The organism is Planktothrix sp. PLAVEN19ND (assembly GCF_057220675.1).
Map to the genome: position 1 here is coordinate 4,008,397 of NZ_CM170132.1, position 19,597 is coordinate 4,027,993.

Below are 19,597 nucleotides of genomic sequence, written 5' to 3' on the forward strand. Positions count from 1 at the left end.
CCCTTTCAATTCTGCCATTCTCGGTGAATCCCTAGGGATTAATAGGTAATGTTAGAATCAGGAATCAAAGATCGTCCCATCGCCCAGTTGAAATCCGGTCAGATTTTCCTCATCTATTTACAATCTTTTAAGTAATCTGACCAAACATAACCTTGTAAGGGTTTGATGATTTTTGTCCATTTCTCTCCCTCACTGCCATCGGTTTCTCCTAATGCGACAATGGTTCCATTTTTAAGAGTTCCAACCACTTTTCCATTGGGTTTTTGTCGAACATTTAGGGGGGTTCCCGTGGGGTCAGCCACGATACAATAACCGATAATATTCTGTGCTAATTGGACTTGATTATTAGTTTGAGAAAGAGTGGGATAAGATTGAACTGCCGTATTTGCAGGGGTCGTAAAACTTAGGGTAATGGGAACTAATCCTAGAATAGCTAATTTACAAATTCTATTTCCAGATATTGTATTCATGGGGTTTCTATGCCTCAATTTAATTCATTGATTTAAAGTTGCACCCCTAGGCTGTTGCTTTGCGGTTTTTTATCTTATAATCCTTGAGAACATTAGGGTAATAAGATGCAAACACCTAACAGCCTAACCCTATTATAAGCTATTTTTGAAATTAATCCTCAAAAATATCTAACTGTTCTACAGAATCATCTTTTTTATCCTGTTTCTTAATTCCTTTTCTCAATCCCATGGCAATTTTACTATGCTTTTCAATTTGACGCATCACTTGTTTAGCCCGTTGAATTACCACATCCGGTAAACCCGCTAACCGTCCCGCTTCAATTCCATAGGATTTATCGGCTCCTCCGGGTTGAACTTGATGCAAAAATATAATTTTATCGGGTAATTCTTTCACCGTAACTTGATAGTTTGCTACATTGGGAATAATTGAAGCCAGTTCATTTAATTCATGGTAATGGGTAGCAAAAATTGTCCGAGACCGAATTTCTGTGGCTAAATATTCCGCCACTGACCAAGCAATCGATAACCCGTCAAAGGTAGCCGTCCCGCGACCAATTTCATCGAGTAAGACTAAGGATTTAGGGGTCGCATGATTTAAAATATTAGCGGTTTCATTCATTTCTACCATAAACGTAGATTGACCTGTGGCTAAATCATCCACTGCCCCAACTCGGGTAAAAATGCGATCGCAAATTCCTAATTTAGCCGATTTAGCCGGAACAAAACTACCCACTTGAGCTAATAATTGAATTAAGCCGACTTGCCGTAAATAACAACTTTTCCCACTGGCATTTGGCCCGGTTAAAATAATTAAATCAGGGTGAGCATAGGGTTTAACTCCTGGAGTTTCTGACCCTTCTTCTTGACTTCCCAACTGAGCCGTATTCGGAACAAAAAACCCCGGCGGTAAGGATTTTTCCACCACAGGATGGCGACCTTCAATAATTTTAACTTCTCGACTATTCACCATTTCAGGACGACAATAACCTTGATAGACTGCTATATCGGCTAACCCCGATAAAACATCAATTGCAGCCACCGCCCGCGACACATCTCTAATTAATTCTGAGTGTTCTCCGACTTCTAATCTTAATCGCAGAAAAATCTCATATTCCAATTGGTTTAAATCGTCTTTTGCCGTTAAAATTCTGGCTTCTCGTTCCTTTAATTCCGGGGTAATAAATCGTTCTTCATTGGTTAAGGTTTGTTTCCGAATATAATCATTAGGAGCTTGATCTAATTTAGATCGTGTTATACTAATATAATAGCCGAAAGCCTTATTAAAACCTACTTTTAAAGTCGAAATTCCGGTGCGTTCCCGTTCTTGAACTTCTAAATTTGCTAACCATTGTTGATCAGCTTCTGCTAATACCCGCAGCGCGTCTAATTGTTCATCCATTCCCGACCGAATAATTCCCCCTTCTTTCAAATGTTGGGGCGGAGAATCTACTAAATAGGATTGAATTTTATGGGCTAATTCTTCTAAAATAGGGGGAACGGTTTGTAGGGATTTTAAATAAGGAGAATGACCTTGACTAACTAAAACCGATAATTCCGGTAACTTGGCTAAGGAATCGGCCAAAGCCACTAAATCCCTAGCATTTGCCGTGCCATTTCCTGCCCGTCCAGTTAACCGTTCTAAATCATAAATTTGTCGGAGTAATTGTTGCAATTGAAACCTTAATTCATGATTTTCTACTAACTCTTGAATCGTGTCATGGCGCGCCCGAATTCCTCGCAGATCTAATAAAGGTTGTAATAACCAACGACGCAACGCCCGACCCCCCATGGCGGTGCTAGTTTTATCTAAAGCCCACAATAAAGAACCATGTAAAGTTCCATCCCGAACGGTTTGGGTAATTTCTAAATTGCGACGACTTTGATAATCTAGGATTAAATAATCGGTAATGGTATAGGTACGAAGTCGTTGCAGGGGAACTTGATTTTGCCGTTGAGTATCTTCTAAATAATCTAATAATCCTCCGGCGGCACGCACTCCGAGGGGTAAATGATCACAGCCCAAACCTTCTAAAGAACGCAGTTGAAATTGTTCTAAAATTTTATTTCTAGCTTCATTTAAACTAAAGGGAAATTGCGATCGCAAGGAATAACAAAAACAATTGGGTAAACAATCGGGTAACTGACTAGATTTTTCCCCAGGACGCAACATTTTTCCTAAATCTGGGGCATTAATCGGAAACAACACTTCCGACGGTTGTAGACGCATTAACTCTTGGGTCAGTTGTTCTAAATTTTGCGCTTGGGTGGTTAAAAATTCCCCCGTAGAAATATCAGAATAAGCTAAACCCCAATGATCTCCAGCAATCACAACTGCGGCTAAATAATTATTTTTACGCCCTTTAAGCATTCCGTCATCCGTCAGAGTTCCCGGGGTTAAAATTCGGGTAATTTCTCGACGCACTTGGCGTTTTTCTCTAGCCGCAATTTCCGCATCTTCAACTTGATCACAAATCGCCACCGCATAGCCTTTTTCTAATAGCATGGTAGCATAGCGTTCTACTGCATGATGGGGAACACCCGTCATTGGAACTCGCCCGATTTCTTTCCCTCCGTGTTTTGCCGTTTGCACTAATTCCAATTCTTGCGCTATTGTAATAGCATCCTGGAAAAAACACTCAAAGAAATCCCCCACCCGAAATAATAGTAAGGCATGGGGATATTGTTCTTTGACTTCAATATAACGGTGCATCATTTCCGATAACTTTTCCCGATCAAGCTGGCGATAGTCTGCATTGGGCGGAAGTGACTTTTCGGGAACTGAAGGGGCAGAGGACGCACTGGAGGGAACGCTCATAGTTTTTTGAAGATGCAAGCCGAGACTAACCCTTAAGACTTTAGCGCGTTTAGTGGCTTTCTGCCAATAGGTAGCACTTTAGTTTAGACTTTAATTCATGCAAATCTTAGTCCATAACAGTCGTCAGACTGTATTTTTAAAGTGACACGCGATCGCATTTTATCCAAAAATCTAGCCCTGAAATTGGCTAGTGTTTACGCCTTTATCAGTAGTATTTGGGTGTTTTCATCCGATCAACTCCTGTATTTCCTCGTGCCTAATTCCCAATTTTTAAATCTGATTCATAGCATAAAAGGAGGACTTTTTATTGCAATCACAAGCACCCTACTCTACTTTCTCATCCGGTTAGGAACTCATCATTTAGAAAAGTCCGAACAGAGATATCGAAGTTTGTTTTGTGCCCATCCTCAACCGATGTGGGTTTATGATCTCAAAACCCTTAACTTTCTAGCGGTTAATGAAGCTGCAATTCAAAATTATGGCTATTCAGAGGCCGAATTTCTCTCGATGAAAATTACAGAAATTCGACCTCCTGAAGAAATTCCCCGACTCTTAGAAAGTCTATCTAAAATTCAGATAGGATTGAATCGAGTGGGACTTTGGCGACATCACAAAAAAGATGGCACATTAATCAGCGTAGAAGTAACAGGTCATACTTTAGAATGGAAAGGGCAATTTGCTGAAGTCATTCTCGCTCAAGATGTTACAGAACGGCTACAAACTAAAGCCGAATTAGAACACTATGCTTTTAGTGATTTAATCACCGGATTAGCCAATCGTAGTTTATTATTAGATCGCCTACAAGTTGCGATTAATCACCCATTTAAAAAATCTAATAATTTTGCAGTTTTATCCTTAGATATTGATCGATTTAAGCCTCTAAAATATGCCTTTGGTCATGCCTTGGCAGAACAACTCCTAATTGCCGTTGCCGAGCGTCTGAAAACCTTTGTTAGTCACCGCGATATCGTTGCCCGAGTCGGAACCGATGAATTTGCAATTTTATTTACTGATATTAGCAATTGTAATATTTTAACCGAAAAAATTGAACGCATTCATGCTGCTTTAGATTTTCCCTTTCGGTTGGATACGGTGACGATTTCATCAGCTACCAGTATTGGTGTTGTTTTAGATGATTTCCAGAGTCAACGTCCAGAAGATTATCTTCAAGCTGCCGACACTGCCATGTATTATGCTAAACAAAAAGGACGAGGAGCAACGGTATTTTATGAACCAAATATGGCAACAGTTATGGCTGAACATCTGCAATTAGAAGCGGATTTACAACGGGCAATTGAACGTCAACAACTGAGTTTAAATTATCAACCCATTGTCTCCCTAGAAACTCAAAAAGTGGTGGGTTTTGAAGCCTTAGTGCGTTGGTATCATCCCGACCGTGGGTTTGTATCTCCAGTTCAGTTAATTAATTTAGCCGAAAAAGCGGGATTAATTGTTTCGATGGGACAATGGGTTTTATCCCAAGCCTGTCAACATTTATTAGAATGGCAAACCCAGTTTCCTGATTTATATGTGAGTGTTAATCTTTCGGAAATTCAGTTAAGACATCCGAGTTTAATTCAGGAAGTTAAACGGGTTTTAGATTCTTTAGAACTTCCTCCTTTTAGTCTAAAATTAGAAATTACAGAGAGTAGTTTGATGGAGAACATAAACCATGCAACCGGATTATTAGAAAAGTTAAAATCTTTGAAAATTAGATTATTAATTGATGATTTTGGCACGGGATATTCTTCTCTAAGCTATTTACAAAAGTTGCCCGTAGACACCTTAAAAATAGATCGTTCTTTTGTTCAAAATATCGAAGTTGAAAATAAGGATTTTGAGATTGCTAAAACTATTATTAATTTGGCTCATAGTTTGGGCTTAAAAGTTGTAGCCGAGGGAATTGAAACCTCCCAACAAGTTGAAATTTTTGAGCAACTGGGCTGTGACTTTGGACAGGGCTATTTATTCTCGCCTCCCCTAAACCCCACAGAGGTGATGAATTTTCTCAACCAAAATCGTTGAAATCACCGCCCTAGATGTTCCCATCAAAACCGTTAAGATAAAAGAGGAAGCGGAGTAATCATTAAACATTTTATGGCAAGAGGCGACCAAATCTATATTTTTCGGGAATTTTGGAACCTAGAGGGTTTATATGAACACCATGGTATTGATTGTGGTGATGGTACCGCAATTCATTATCGCAAACCCAGTGAAATTATCGAACGAACTTCCATAGAAGTTTTTTCCAAAGGTCAAAAAATTCATATCCGACAGTATCCCATTCGTTATATTGCAGAGACTGTGATTAACCGGGCCGAAAGTCGTTTAGGAGAAAATCAATATAATCTATTGTTTAATAATTGTGAACATTTTGCCACCTGGTGTGTAACTGGGGAGAGTAAAAGTCAACAGATTGAGAATTTTATTCCCCTGCTTCGTGATATTAATATTGATACCTTATCTGAGCCTCTAAAACAAGCTATTATGGGCGGTCAACCCCAGGATGCTAACCAACTTTTAAATCGAGCTTTAGGGGAAATTCGGGTGGCTTGGGATGACGTTCATCCTCAGTATAAACAAGCCCTGGATGAAATGAATTCTTGGCATCAAGTGGCGATGGAAGCCTTAAAACGAAATCGAGAAGATTTAGCCCGAGCAGCCCTAAAACGAAAACTAAATTCCAAAAAACGAGCCACGGAATTAGAAGAAAGTTTGGAAAAGTTAGCCACCATGACTCAAAATCTGTTGAAAAATCAAGGGAATGGGGAATAGGGATCGCGGATTTAAGAGGATTACGCGGATTTCACTGATTTTAATCTGTGTCATCCTCTGAAATTCATAAACTGATACAAAAAACCTTAGACAACATCTTTCTAGGGCTTTTTTGCAGATATAATATTTATAACTGGGGCGAAAGGATTCGAACCTCTGGATGTCGGGACCAAAACCCGATGCCTTACCACTTGGCGACGCCCCATTGCTTCACAGTTATTAATATTAGCATCACCTACCTGGTATTTGTCAAGGGTTTTTACCAAAAATTTTTCAGCATTCTTGAAAAATTCTCTAAAACCATTAATATATAAGCCTTTCAGTCATTCTGCTCTTGGTATTGATTCTCAATGTGAGTCAGAATAAAGAGAATTGATTTTAAGCCTTTATTGCTTATGCTTCGTGATCCTATCTCAACAGAGTTGTTTGTTGTGGTTGTTGTGCGTTCTGACAACCGCTTTTTATTGATTCAGGAGGTCACGAGAAACAGTCCCTGGTATTTTCCAGGGGGACGAGTGGAACCGGATGAAACCTTTACGGCGGCGGCGGCCCAACGGGAAACCCTAGAAGAAGCGGGAATTCCTATCATCGGTGGAAGGGATTTTGAGAATTCAGTTATTTCTGAAGTATTAACCCAGGTAGAAATTTACCCCTTACAGTTAATTATGCCCGAGAATTAGGGAGTCAATAGAAGATTCAGTTTTGTCAATTAAATCACCTTTAACTATCGGCTTCTTTATAGGCTCGAATCATCGCCTGTGTCCCTTGATTTTCCCCCAATCCTTGGTCTAATTTTTGGACAATTTTAAATAGATGATCTGCTAATTCAGTACCAGGTAAAGTGGGATCGGAATTGAGAGTTTCTTGAACAATTCTGAGGTCTTTGAGGATATGTTTAATCATAAAACCCGGTGCAAAATCACTATTAGCGACTTTTGATCCTAAATTTGATAAAGCCCAAGACCCGGCGGCTCCGGTACTACAAATTTCAACCACTAAATTTGGATCAATTCCTTGTTTTTCGGCTAATAATAGGGCTTCACAAATACCCACCATATTTAAAGAAGCTAAAACTTGATTACATAATTTGACGGCTTGACCACTCCCCACTTTGCCACAATAACGAATTGTTTTTCCCATGGTTTCTAACAGGGGTTTTACCGTTTCAAAGGTATTTTTATCCCCTCCGACCATAATGGTTAATGTGCCGTTTTTCGCTCCAATATCACCCCCAGAAACCGGAGCATCTAAGAATTTAATTTGATGGGATTCAAGCTGTTGAGAAATGCGGCGGGCGGCTTCTGAACCAATGGTACTAAAATCAATCACAATTGCCCCGGATTTGGCAAAATGAATCACACCTTTTTCGCCTAATATCACTGCTTCAACGTCAGGAATATCGCCAACACAGGTAAAAATAATATCAACATCCGTAACGGCTTCTTGAATAGAAAAAACAATATTAGCACCCGCTTCGGATGCTATTTTAACACCATGGCGATCGCTCGTTCGATTCCAAGCCTTAACCGAATATCCTGATGCTGCGAGGTTGGCGCCCATGAAACCACCCATCACTCCTAAACCTAAAAATGCTGTTTTCATTTCCCTATTTTATTAGCATAATTTGTGATTCTTTTTTTCTCCCAATTATAACACTTTATCCTGTTGTTTTTGGGCAATAATAATCGCTTTTTGAAAATCAAGTTTTGCTGCTTCTAAACTTTGAGTGACTTTCAGATTCAGTTTTCCGCATAAACGATAGAGTTTTGCGTTCAACTAATACCCAACCTCTCCACATTCTACCATGAACCAGCCAAAATTCAAAGTTTTGTTCTTGGGAAATCGCGATCGTGGCTTCTACATATTGTAGGTTTTGAGGGCTGCCATCGCTGCAATAATCACTAATGCGACCATCAGAACCCGTTGAGCATCATCTTCATGGGCGATGGGATAACCAAAATAGATTAAGATCCCATCCCCTAAATATCGGGCAATATAGCCCTCACCTGGTGATTCGGTTTGGGAGGTAATGGGGTAAACGTGTCGGTCTCAAACTCCGATGGTTTGCTATTCTGGAATAGAGGATGTAAAATTTGGGGTTGATTCACATTAAACTGATTTGAAATCCGAATATAGGGGGTTAACCAACTACTCCCCATAAAACTAAAGCCATAATAAGATATCAATAATTTAAGTTCAGTATATAAGGTTTATTGGTAAAAATGGGTATGAACACCGATTACAACAAACAGTGCTTAGAAAAGCTAATTTGGGCGATGCAGAAGCTCAAAATTGAGATGGATTATACAGAACTGCCTAAAATAGCAGAACTGATTGTACAAACAATGACCGGGCCTTGGCGCTATTTTCACACCCCGAATCATATTTTTGAGGTGGGGGGGGAAGATGACCCGATTGAAGTTTTAGCCGCCTTGTTTCATGATGTTGTCTATGTGCAGGTGGATCAGAGTGTTAATTTTAATTTGACCTATTATATTGCTCCTTTTGTGCGACAAGTGGGGGTACATTTAGTCATCCGTGATGCTGAGGAATTACCCCAGGATCAGATCTTTGAAATGGTCAGACAAATCTTTGATTTTGCTCCAGGTCAAACTCTATCCCCCATGACGGGACAGAATGAGTTTTTAAGTGCATTAGTTGCTAGTAAAGTATTAGAAGATTTGTTATCTTTAGAATTATTAGTACAAGTAGTAGCTTGTATTGAAGCGACTATTCCCTTTAGAACAAAAACAGAATTGGGAAGTAATAGTGATATTTTATATGGACGGTTACAGGATGTTTGTGAACGGTTTAATTTAAAATTAACCGATGATCAGTTAATTGAAACTATTAAACGTTCTGTGAGACTTTCTAATCGGGATGTGGGAAGTTTTGCCCATGAGAGTGCGGCAAAATTTTTAGACAATACCTGGAATTTATTACCGGAAACGAATCATTATCTCAAAAATTCCAGTTCCTATACCATTAATCAGTATCGGACAGCTTTGCAAAAAATGGAAGGGTTTATGAATTTTATTAAACCCGAAATTATTTTTCATCAGTTTAAAGGCTATCCTGATGATGCCACCTATAACAATCTAGTCGCGATGGCGAGAAAAAATATTGAGGTAGGGCGACTTTATTTGGTCAGTAAGTTATTTACGATTGCTTTTTTAGAGGCGTTATCTTTACGATTTGGCCGGGTAATTCCGGTTTCAACTTTAATGGGTGAAATGCCCTCAGAAGGATTTTCTGCGGTTTCTTTAGTGGATTTTCTGCCCCCCATTCCCCACCCCCACCAACCGACAACGGACTTAGAAAAACTGGTTTTAACGTTATTAGATGAAGGACGCACCCAAAGTTCATCCTATGATATTAAAAATTCTCCATTAACAACTTATATGGTCAAATGTTTAGGGTTTGATGAAATTATCCATCAACGCAACCGCGCCCAGGAATTTTTCCAAGATAAAATTGGTCATGAAGAATTTTTGGCAGGTTTTGATACGGATGTCAAAAAAGCTGTTACTGATGGAATTGTTCAGTTATTTGACTCTCGGAAAGCTGCTCTTTGTCAATCTTTATAAGAGGGAACAGGGAACAGGGAACAGGGAATAAGTAGGTAGGCTGTATAAAACCTCCCTATGTAAACGATTGTAAATCGTTCTAACGCTCTATCATGGCTGATCTAAGGATTTTTTACATATTGTTACATGGAAAAGTTTGATCCCGCCTACCTACTTAGGTAATAGGGCTTTATTTTTTATTGATCTTGAGAATGTTCTGAGGTATTTTCAATCATTTTGACAATGCCAATTCCGCCAAAATAAAGCCCTAATATAGCCCCAGCTAATAAACTTTGGGTGAGGGGGTCAGTGGATGGGGTTAACACAGCCCCTAATACGGCTCCTCCTAAAATAACATATCGCCAACCGGATAACATTGTCTGGGAAGATACAATTTTTAACCCGCCTAATATGGCTTGAATGACGGGAATTTGAAAGGCTATTCCAGTACAGAATAATAGGACTAAAACAAATTCAAAGTATTTTTCAATGGAAAAGAATTGTTCAACCACATCCGCCCCATAACTCACAAAAAAGTTCAATGCCGCTGGAATTAAAGCAATATAGGCAAAGCCTAAACCGAATAAAAATAAAACACTCGAACCTAATAAGGTGGGGACTAATAAACGGCGTTCTTTGCGAGTTAATCCGGGTAAAACAAACATCGTAATTTGATATAAAAGAAACGGAGTTGCGACGACCAACCCACTATAACCCGCTACTTTTAAGGAAACAAAGAAATATTCTCCAGGGGCGAGTTGAACAAATTTAATCCCCGATGCAGGACGTTGTAATAATTGTACAATCGGATTAACAAAAGCAAAGCAGCCAATAATCGCAATAAATACCGCAATTAGAGAATAAAAAATCCGTTGTCTTAATTCCTCTAAATGGTCGAAAAAACCCATTTCAACTTCATCGGGAATTTCATTTCCTTCATCGGTTATCGTTTTACTGACAGGAAGATACAATTGAGGTGGGGAGATTTGGGGTTCAGAGGATAACTGATTTTCCGTTTCTTCTTCCAATTCAGTGATCGAGTCCGAAGATATCAAATTAATAGGATCTACTGCGATAGATTCGGCGGAATTTCCAATTTCCTCACCTTCAATATCTGACTGTAAAGATTCAGAAACCGACTCAACCCCATCCATCACCGATGAGTTAATATCTTGAGAAATAGCATCAAGATTAGAGAGAGGAGAAGGAGAGTTAGGATAATTTTGTTCGGGATTTTCCGGTAAAACGGGGTTTAAGTTGGAGTTAGATTCCGGTGTCTCCGAATTTGAGGGAGGCGTCATAATTGTCAGTAAGCGTTAAACTAGGGTTAGAAACTACCCAGTCTCAAGGGACGGGATTTTTGAAAACTCATCATAAATTTTTAGCCAACGTCTATTCTACTTTAGGATTTAAACGTTAGATTAGACAACCACCAGGCGGAAACCGAGATAAACAAAGATTGATGTTAATTTCCTCCAATTATTTTTTTATCTTGAATCTATGAAAATAATACAACGTTATTGTCTGCTATTTTTAGATATTTCAAAATATCTGAGTTCTGGTTTCACAAATCCCAGGGTTAATCAACTGATGCGCCGAACCCTTCCGATATTTCTATTCAGTCTGGTGGTGATTGGACTCTGGGGGTGGAGTCTAGTCCCTGGGGAGAAATTATCTTTTGGTCGTCCGGTGCTCACCGAACCTGCACCCACTTCCCAACAACAAATCATTCGCAGTATTAACGGAAATAATCCGATTACCAAGATGGAAAAAACATGGGAATTAGACTATGAAACCTATTTTGGGAGAAATCTAACCGATAGCAACCTACAGCCTCCTGATATTGCTAAAATCTTAACAGAAATTAGCCAAAAAACCCAAACCAAACACGCGGTTCTCTGGGTTGTTCCTGAACCCCAAGGATTAGTTTTAGCCTTAATTACCCCGGGAAAAGAACCTTTAGGTTTAATTCAACCCAATGTGCAAACCGCAACCTTAAAAGCTGAAGCGATTAATTTATTTCAAGAAATAACTAATCCTCGAAATTTACAAAATCAGTCCTATCTGGAATCGGCTCAACGACTTTATAGTGTGATTATTAAGCCCGTTGAAGCCCAATTAAAAGCAGAAAATATCGATACAATCTTGTTCTGTTTGGGTGATGGGTTAAGAACGCTCCCCCTAGCGGTTTTACATGATGGAGAACGTTTTTTAATTGAAAAATATGCCCTAACTAGAATTCCAGCTTTTAATTTGATGAATCTCAATTATGAAAGTGTAAAAGATGCTCTAGTTTTAGCTATGGGAGCCTCGGAATTTAAAAATCAAAATCCCTTACCTGCGGTTCCTTTTGAGTTATCTACAATTGTCAACTCCGATGGGATGAATGGGGTAATATTTCCGATGGGAAATCAGGAAAATCCAGGACAGTGGCCAGGGAATTTTTTTCTGAATCAAAAGTTTACTGTAGATAATTTAAGACAGCTATTATCCTTCAGTCCCTATAGAATTGTTCATCTGGCGACCCATGCAGAATTTAAACCTGGAAAACCTGGAAATTCCTATATTCAATTTTGGGATGAGCAGCTAAAATTAGATCAAATGGGTCAGTTTAATTGGAAAAATCCTCAAATTGAATTATTAGTTTTAAGTGCTTGTAAAACCGCCGTTGGAGATGAGGAGGCGGAATTAGGATTTGCGGGATTAGCTTTTCAGTCGGGGGTAAAAACAGCTTTAGCGAGTTTATGGTATGTGAGTGACACGGGAACTTTAGCCTTAATGAGCGAGTTTTATCAACAGTTAAAAACCGCTTCTACTAAAGCCCAAGCCTTGCAAAAAACTCAAATTCAGATGTTAAAAGGGAATGTTCGTTTGCAAAAGGGAGAATTATTATCATCCCGGGGTGAAGTGACCTTACCGCCTGAAATTGCCTCGGAGGGAAATGACAATCTTTCCCATCCCTATTATTGGGCGGCGTTTACATTAATTGGTAGTCCTTGGTAGAATAAAAAATCCTAATTGTGCCGGAATTAAGGTAAGGTAAGTTAGGTGAAAAATCTAAACCGAACCTATGTCTAAAACTGTATGGATAGCCCGCCATGGAAATCGGATTGATTTTGTCAATCCCGCTTGGTTTGATACCGCAGAACGACCTTATGACCCCCATTTATCCAAAGATGGTCAAATTCAAGCCCAACAATTAGCAAATCGTTTAGTGGGGGAAGGAATTACCCAAATTATTGCTTCTCCCTTTTTAAGAACCGTACAAACCGCCCATGCTGTGGCTAAAAAATTAGATTTACCGCTCAAATTAGATTGGGGTTTAGGAGAATGGTTAAACCCTGAATGGATGAGTTATCCTGAAACATTATCCCCAGAATTTTTAGCTCAAAAATTCCCTAAAATTGATTTATCTCATCCTCTGGGAGTTCCTAATTATCCTGAAACTTGGAAAGATTGTTTACAACGAACTGCTGAGACTTCCCAACGTTTGGTTAACACGTTTCCCGAGGATAATTTATTATTGGTTGGACATGGTGCTTCGGTATTGGGAACAGCCATGGGACTAATTCCGACCTTAGAAGAAATGGATATTAAAGCCTCTCTTTGTTGTTTAGTAAAAATTGTTCAAAATGGAGATGAATGGATACTAGAACTCAACGGAGATACCGCCCATCTGACTGAATTGGAAAATGTTTAAATTGCTATACTCTCCCTTTAACTTAAAGGAATTTTAATTATAAACTCCGTCCCAACTCCCGGTTGTGAATAGCAATTTAACTGGCCACAATGTTTTTCTACAACAATCTGATAGCTAATGGATAAACCTAATCCCGTACCCTTTTCTGGGGGCTTAGTGGTAAACAAATAATCAAAGATTTTGCTGCGTATTTCCTCCGACATTCCCAAACCATTATCTTTAATCCGAATACTAACATTATTTTGACTAGGGTCAACTTCTGTTTGAATTATAATTTGACTGGGATTGGCTTTAATTGCTTCCGAATTCCGCTTAAATCCTGCTTCTTCTAAGGCATCAATAGCATTAGCAATAATATTAATAAATACCTGATTTAGTTGTCCGGGGTAACAGGGTACTAAAGGTAAGTCTCCATAGTTTTTAATCACTTCTATGGGCAAAATTTTTTCATTTGCTTTTAACCGATATTTTAAAATTAATAAAGCACTATCAATCCCTTCATGCAGATTAGTTTCTTGTTTTGATGTATTATCAGTACGGGAAAAAGTTCTTAAAGAGACACTAATTTGACGAATCCTTTCTACCCCAACTTTCATGGATGAAATCACCTGGGGTAAGTCCTGGATTAAATACTCTAAATCCACCTCCTCCGCTAGAGTTGTAATCGCCGGATCTGGGGAGGGAGTTTGCTGTTGATAAAGTTGAAATATTGTCAACAAATCTTGAATATACCTTTCAGTATGATTGAGATTTCCATGGATAAAAGCCACGGGATTGTTAATTTCATGGGCGACTCCGGCTACTAATTGACCCAGGGTAGACATTTTTTCGCTTTGAATTAATTGGAGTTGAGTTTGTTGGAGGTTTTGTAATGCTTGTTTGAGTTCGGTAGTTCTGGCTTCAACCCGGGTTTCTAATTCTTGATTCAATCGTTGTAAAGTTTCTTCTAAACGGGTTTTTTCTTGAATTTTTTCTTCGAGTAATTGATTTTTACTAGCTAATGCTTTAGTCAAGTTTCGCAATTCTAAATGAACTTTCATTCGCGCTAATACTTCTTCTTTTTTAAAGGGTTTTGTGATATAATCAACAGCACCTAAACTTAAGCCTTTAACTTTCTGCTCGGTATTCCCTAGAGCCGTCATAAAAATGATCGGAATATCAGAGGTTGAAGGGTTAGTTTTGAGTCGAGAACAGGTTTCAAAGCCGTCAATTCCGGGCATCATAATATCCAGTAAAATTAAATCGGGAATGACGTATTCTGTTTTTTGCAGCGCACTTTCTCCATCTTGCGCGACCAAAACTTCCAGCCCGGCTTCATCTAAGACATTGAAGATTACCCCTAAATTGGTGGGGTTATCATCTACAATTAGGATGGTATTTCCTGAAAAAGATAAATTATTGGTCATAATTTTTTTCCTGGTTTTCAGTTATAAATTGAGTTGCACCTTGATAGTCTAATGGGTAAGAGAATAAGTACCCTTGCGCCCAAATACAGCCTAATTCTCGAAGAATTTTTGCTTGTTCTTGAGTTTCCACACCTTCTGCAATTACTTCCAAATTCAAACTTTTTCCTAACAATATAATAGTTTCAATTAAGGTTGTATCATTGGGATAATTGATTAAATCCTGCACAAAAGAACGATCAATCTTTAAGGTATTAATCGGTAAATCCCTCAGTAACCTGAGAGAAGAATAGCCTGTACAAAAATCATCAAGACATAAACCAACACCAATTTCTTCTAATAATTGAAAGTTGGAATTTGGCGTTTGGAATAAACAAAATTCAGTAATTTCTATACTTAAAGTATTTTTAGAAATACCCGTTTCTTTTAAAATTTTTGCCACCTGTTCCAATAAATTAATTTGCTGGAATTGGACGGAGGAAAAATTCACGTTCATTTTCAAAAGAAGGTCAGGAAATTGCTCTTGCCAAGCTTTTAACTGACTACAGGCTTCGCGTAAAATCCACCAGCCCAAAGGATTAATTAATCCGGTTTCTTCAGTCACAGAAATAAATTGATCCGGGGCAATCATACCTTGAGGATGTTTCCAACGAACTAAGGCTTCAACCGCTTTAATTTTTCCGGTTACCAGGGAAACAATTGGCTGATAATATAAGCAAAATTCCTGTTGCGGGATGGCTTTTCTTAAGTCTTGTTCTAATTGCAGCCGTGCAGTGACCTCCGCTTGCATCTGGGGATTGAAAATCTGATAACTACCACTACCAAACTTTTTGGCTCGATACATGGCAATATCTACATCTCTAAGAATATCCATCGGTTCCTGATAACCCATGGCACTCGAAGTTATACCGATACTAATTTCTATAATCATTTCATAGCCATTAAAACTAAAGGGAAACTTAAACTGTTCCAGGAGTTTTTCGGTCAGGGAAATTGGTGTTTCTGTATCAGCTAAAACGACAAATTCATCTCCCCCCATGCGGGTTGCCGTTTGAGGTGGCGTTAAACACTCTTGTATGCGATGGGCAACACATTTTAACAGTTCATCTCCGACTAAATGCCCCAAACTATCATTAATAATTTTAAAGCGATCTAAGTCCAAAAACAAAACCGAATAGCTTGAATCCGTAGCAATTAAATATTTTAATCGCTGCATCAACCAATCCCGATTGGGCAAGCCCGTTAAGGAATCATGCAAAGCATTATATTCTAATAAATCTTGACTTTTATACAGGTTTTCTAGGGTTTTAGACAGTTCAATCGTTCGTTCTTTCACTCGGATTTCTAATTTTTGATTGAGCCGTTGTACGTCTGCACGGGCTTTGGCGTGTTCATAGATTTCCTCGGATAAATGCTGGTTTTTTTGCTCGAGCATTTTAGTTAAACGTCGCAGTTCTAAATGGGTCTTGATTCTGGCTAAAACTTCTTCCTTTTGAAATGGTTTGGTAATATAATCAACGGCGCCTAAAGACAAACCTTTGATCACATAACTCGGTTGGGAAAGAGCGGTGATAAAAATGACAGGAATTTTAGAATTTAAGGGATTTTCTCTTAGGCGTTTATAGGTTTCAAATCCATCAATGCCCGGCATCATCACATCTAATAAAATTAAGTCGGGAGTCACATATTCAAGTTTTTGCAGCGCACTTTCTCCATCTTCAGCCACCAAGACTGTGAAATTCGCCTCGCTGAGAACATCCGTTAACACGCCTAAATTAGCCGGGATATCATCCACCACCAGAATTGTACCCGATTCAGGAATTAAATCTTTCATGAGTTGACCTCTTTATATTGATTGAGCATTTCTAATATTTTTTTCTCTTTAAACTCCCGTGCTAATTTTCGCAATTTTAACGCAAATTGTGAATATTGGGGAGCGGTTGCTTCGAGGATTTCTGTCTGTTTAATGATCTCTTTCAAATTTCCTCGCAACGCCAAATTAAACAGTTTATCTAAGACTTCGGATGGGGGAAGAATCAATTTATCCGAAGTGGGCGTAATCCCGGCAACTGTCAAGGATTCAGCTTGATAAATCCATTGAATTTGCAGGTGCAACGATAACTTATCTAACAGTTCTTCGGCTTGAACTGGTTTGGGCAAAAAATCAATAGCCCCCGCTTCTAGGCTTTGATTTTGATGTTCTTCAAACACACTTGCGGAAGAAACAATAATTTTGATATCTTTGACTTCTGGAATATTTTTCCAAGTTTTCATGAGTTGAAATCCATCCATTTCCGGCATAACTAAATCGGTGATTACTAAGTTGGGTTGATGCTGAATTGCTATTTTTAATCCTTCTTGACCATTGACTGCTTCAATCACTTCAAATCCAAGGGGCGTCAATAAATTAGCAATAACCGAGCGATTTTCCCAACGATCATCAATCACGAGAATTTTTTGGGTATTTCCTTGAAACCCAATAATTTTACCTTGATCATTTTTGGAAACCGTATTTACCCAGTCATTAGCTTCTGATACCTCTAAATCAAATCCAAAAATACTGCCCATTTGCAATTGACTGGTGACTTGAAGATTGCTACCCATCAGTTGAATAATTTTCTGACTAATAGCTAGTCCTAAGCCCGTACCTTCAGATCGAATCTGGCGAGATCCCACCTGTTCAAAGGGTAGAAATATTCTTTCAATTTCTTCGGGGTTAATCCCCACCCCTGTATCTTTAACCGTAAAGCGAATTTTGTAACTCACTTTATTAACAATATTAACCGTTTTTTCAATTAAAATAACGCTGAAACTAACTTCTCCAGTTTTCGTAAATTTAATCGCATTGCCAATCAAATTAATTAATACTTGTCGCAAGCGTTTTTCATCCGTATGAATGGCAATTGGCAAATCAGGATCGGGTTGATAGGAAAATTGGAGACTTTTTTGGGCGGCGCGAATCCGACAAATTTCAGCAACAGCTTGCAGAAAAGCCGGAAGGTGAAAATCCGTGGGGTAAAGCTCCATTTTTTGAGCTTCTATTTTTGAGAGATCAAGAATATCATTAATTAAAGTTAGAAGGTGGGAACCGCACTGGTAAATAATATCGACACTATTTTGTTCCCGTTCTTCTAATTTCGGGGAACGTTTGAGGATTTGGGCGTAGCCTAAAATTCCATTCAGAGGGGTTCGTAATTCGTGACTCATATTAGCTAGAAATTCGCTTTTGGCTTTGTTGGCATTTTCGGCGGCTTCTTTGGCGGCATAAATTTCTTGTTCGGCGCGTTTATATTCAGTAATATCTTCTACTGTGCCTTCATAGTAGATAATATTACCATTTGTATCATAAATTGCACCCGCATTTTCTGAAATCCAAACTATACTCCCATCGCGGCGATAAACTTGAGATTCAAAGTCGGTAATACTGCGGTGATCGCTAATTATTTGAATTAATTCATTCCAGCGATTGGGGTTAACATAGGGTTGCTTTTTAATATGGTTTAGGTCAGTAATCAATTCGGCTACAGAGTTGTAACCGTAAATTTGAGCAAGGGCCGGATTAGCATTCAGATATTGACCCGTTGGGGTAATTTGGAAAATCCCATTAATCGCATTTTCAAAAATACTACGATATTTTTTTTCAGCCACTTGCAATTCTTTTTCAAATGCTTGACGTTGTTGGCGGTTAATGACAAAGGCGATGAAAATACAAAGCACAACCCCTAATACTAACAATCCAAACCCAATAATTTGATATTTTCTATTCAATAACTGGTTAATCCGTTGTTCTAATAAATTATCTAATATAGGAAAGGCTGTATCATAAATTTTTAGTTGTGATTCTAGGGCATTTTCCGCTATTTGTTGATATTTTTTGGGAGACAAGTTGATAATCTGAGAATTAATAATTTCTTGGTTGAGTAAGTTAATAAAATTTTGAATATTCTTGAAGTTTGGGTCAATATTTGCCGATAGCTGCGGTTTAATTAGAGGATTAGTATTGGCTGAAACTTGCAAACCTCTGTTAACTTGTTGTAAAGGCGGTGCAATTAAACTCTGAATAATCAACAGTCTGGCTTGTTCACTTTCTGTCATCTTTTGTTTAGTGGTGATCTTGATCCCTAAATCTTTAGCTTGAGCCGTATTTTCCAGGGCTAAGGGCAGTTGATTAATAACGGCATCCATTAAATAGTAACTATCTAAAGAGGGATCAAGAATTAGATTAGAAATATCTCCGATATGATCAATTAAAGCTAAAATATCATTGATAATTGTTGTATGAATTTCCCAGCTTTTAGCTGGAGATAAATTAAATTTTTCTGCTTGTAAATTTTTCCAGTTGTCCTTGATAGAAGTTTTAATTTCTATCCATTGGGGGCTAACTTTTAGTTGGGGTGCTAACTGCCGTTCGACTGTATTAAGGTTTTGGATTGCGGTTTCAATCTTTTCTCCTTGGGTGATGATTTCTGGAGCTAAAGATTTATTCCCATTAAAATACCGCTCAACTTGGGTGCGGTGATTAATCATACTGACTAGCAAATTTTTTAAGGGATAATTATAAGCCAAACCTTGTTTTTCTTTTTGGGCAAATTCAATTTTATTATCAATTTCCGCAATTAATTGATAAACGACCAAAGCAAAGGGGAAAATAAAAATTAAAAGCAATGTACTTAAATTGATAGTCTCTGCTAGGCGTTGATAGAAGGGTTTATTCATGATCTAATGGGATGGGATAATGATCAAATGATCAATTGAGACTTGTTGAGAATTTTCCCTGGTACCATAGTGCTGCGCATTACAGTTAGGACACTTTTAAGTCCTGAAACCCTTTTAATGCTTACTGTTCCGGTATTCTGGTGTTCCGGTGT

The 19,597-nt window shown here is 38.4% G+C and carries 14 protein-coding genes and 1 tRNA gene; 6 read left to right on the forward strand and 9 right to left on the reverse strand.

Annotated elements, in window-relative coordinates:
• Positions 1-113: 113 nt before the first annotated feature.
• Both AC2D3N_RS17170 and mutS read right to left on the reverse strand, forming a co-directional pair.
• Positions 114-470 (reverse strand): SH3 domain-containing protein, encoded by a 357-nt coding sequence (locus AC2D3N_RS17170; RefSeq protein WP_484691600.1) that lies wholly within the window; start codon positions 468-470, stop codon positions 114-116.
• A gap of 151 nt (positions 471-621) precedes the next feature.
• On the reverse strand, positions 622-3,285 hold the full coding sequence (mutS, locus tag AC2D3N_RS17175) for a DNA mismatch repair protein MutS (protein ID WP_484691601.1): 2,664 nt from the start codon (positions 3,283-3,285) through the stop codon (positions 622-624).
• A gap of 141 nt (positions 3,286-3,426) precedes the next feature.
• On the opposite strand from mutS, the gene AC2D3N_RS17180 reads away from it, so the two are divergent.
• Together AC2D3N_RS17180 and AC2D3N_RS17185 are read left to right on the forward strand one after the other, a co-directional pair.
• Positions 3,427-5,310 carry a putative bifunctional diguanylate cyclase/phosphodiesterase gene (locus AC2D3N_RS17180; protein WP_484691602.1) on the forward strand — a complete coding sequence of 628 codons (1,884 nt, stop codon included), beginning with the start codon at positions 3,427-3,429 and terminating at the stop codon, positions 5,308-5,310.
• A 72-nt stretch (positions 5,311-5,382) separates the two neighbouring features.
• The gene (locus AC2D3N_RS17185) at positions 5,383-6,060 is read left to right on the forward strand and encodes a lecithin retinol acyltransferase family protein (protein WP_484691603.1); all 678 of its coding nucleotides are present in this window, start codon (positions 5,383-5,385) and stop codon (positions 6,058-6,060) included.
• Positions 6,061-6,193: 133 nt separating this feature from the next.
• Here AC2D3N_RS17185 and AC2D3N_RS17190 read toward each other — a convergent pair.
• Positions 6,194-6,265: transfer RNA gene (locus tag AC2D3N_RS17190), tRNA-Gln, on the reverse strand.
• A gap of 190 nt (positions 6,266-6,455) precedes the next feature.
• On the opposite strand from AC2D3N_RS17190, the gene AC2D3N_RS17195 reads away from it, so the two are divergent.
• Positions 6,456-6,740 carry an NUDIX hydrolase gene (locus tag AC2D3N_RS17195; RefSeq protein WP_484691604.1) on the forward strand — a complete coding sequence of 95 codons (285 nt, stop codon included), beginning with the start codon at positions 6,456-6,458 and terminating at the stop codon, positions 6,738-6,740.
• Between the two features lie 40 nt (positions 6,741-6,780).
• Here the strand turns inward: AC2D3N_RS17195 and AC2D3N_RS17200 are convergent, their stop codons facing one another.
• Both AC2D3N_RS17200 and AC2D3N_RS17205 read right to left on the reverse strand, forming a co-directional pair.
• Positions 6,781-7,662: an NAD(P)-dependent oxidoreductase gene (locus AC2D3N_RS17200; RefSeq protein ID WP_079678399.1), complete on the reverse strand. Its 882-nt coding sequence runs from the start codon at positions 7,660-7,662 to the stop codon at positions 6,781-6,783.
• Positions 7,663-7,707: 45 nt separating this feature from the next.
• On the reverse strand, positions 7,708-7,836 hold the full coding sequence (locus AC2D3N_RS17205; protein ID WP_255377581.1) for a hypothetical protein: 129 nt from the start codon (positions 7,834-7,836) through the stop codon (positions 7,708-7,710).
• A 446-nt stretch (positions 7,837-8,282) separates the two neighbouring features.
• Here AC2D3N_RS17205 and AC2D3N_RS17210 point away from each other — a divergent pair, with 446 nt between their 5' ends.
• Entirely contained in the window at positions 8,283-9,647 is a 1,365-nt protein-coding gene (locus AC2D3N_RS17210; RefSeq protein ID WP_079678397.1) for a hypothetical protein, read from the forward strand.
• A 176-nt stretch (positions 9,648-9,823) separates the two neighbouring features.
• Here AC2D3N_RS17210 and tatC read toward each other — a convergent pair whose 3' ends face one another.
• Positions 9,824-10,612, reverse strand: a complete 789-nt coding sequence (tatC, locus tag AC2D3N_RS17215) for a twin-arginine translocase subunit TatC (RefSeq protein ID WP_484693771.1) — start codon at positions 10,610-10,612, stop codon at positions 9,824-9,826.
• Positions 10,613-11,126: 514 nt separating this feature from the next.
• Here tatC and AC2D3N_RS17220 point away from each other — a divergent pair.
• On the forward strand, positions 11,127-12,629 hold the full coding sequence (locus tag AC2D3N_RS17220) for a CHAT domain-containing protein (protein WP_484691605.1): 1,503 nt from the start codon (positions 11,127-11,129) through the stop codon (positions 12,627-12,629).
• Between the two features lie 67 nt (positions 12,630-12,696).
• Entirely contained in the window at positions 12,697-13,326 is a 630-nt protein-coding gene (locus AC2D3N_RS17225) for a histidine phosphatase family protein (protein ID WP_079678396.1), read from the forward strand.
• 17 nt (positions 13,327-13,343) lie between these two features.
• Here the strand turns inward: AC2D3N_RS17225 and AC2D3N_RS17230 are convergent, their stop codons facing one another.
• From AC2D3N_RS17230 to AC2D3N_RS17240, 3 genes are read right to left on the reverse strand one after another with little or no spacing between them, the layout of a single operon-like run.
• The gene (locus AC2D3N_RS17230; RefSeq protein WP_484691606.1) at positions 13,344-14,732 is read right to left on the reverse strand and encodes a hybrid sensor histidine kinase/response regulator; all 1,389 of its coding nucleotides are present in this window, start codon (positions 14,730-14,732) and stop codon (positions 13,344-13,346) included.
• On the reverse strand, positions 14,722-16,563 hold the full coding sequence (locus AC2D3N_RS17235; protein WP_484691607.1) for a two-component system response regulator: 1,842 nt from the start codon (positions 16,561-16,563) through the stop codon (positions 14,722-14,724). Before AC2D3N_RS17235 ends, AC2D3N_RS17230 begins: the two co-directional genes overlap by 11 nt.
• Positions 16,560-19,445 carry a PAS domain-containing hybrid sensor histidine kinase/response regulator gene (locus AC2D3N_RS17240; protein WP_079678393.1) on the reverse strand — a complete coding sequence of 962 codons (2,886 nt, stop codon included), beginning with the start codon at positions 19,443-19,445 and terminating at the stop codon, positions 16,560-16,562. Before AC2D3N_RS17240 ends, AC2D3N_RS17235 begins: the two co-directional genes overlap by 4 nt.
• Positions 19,446-19,597: the final 152 nt, after the last annotated feature.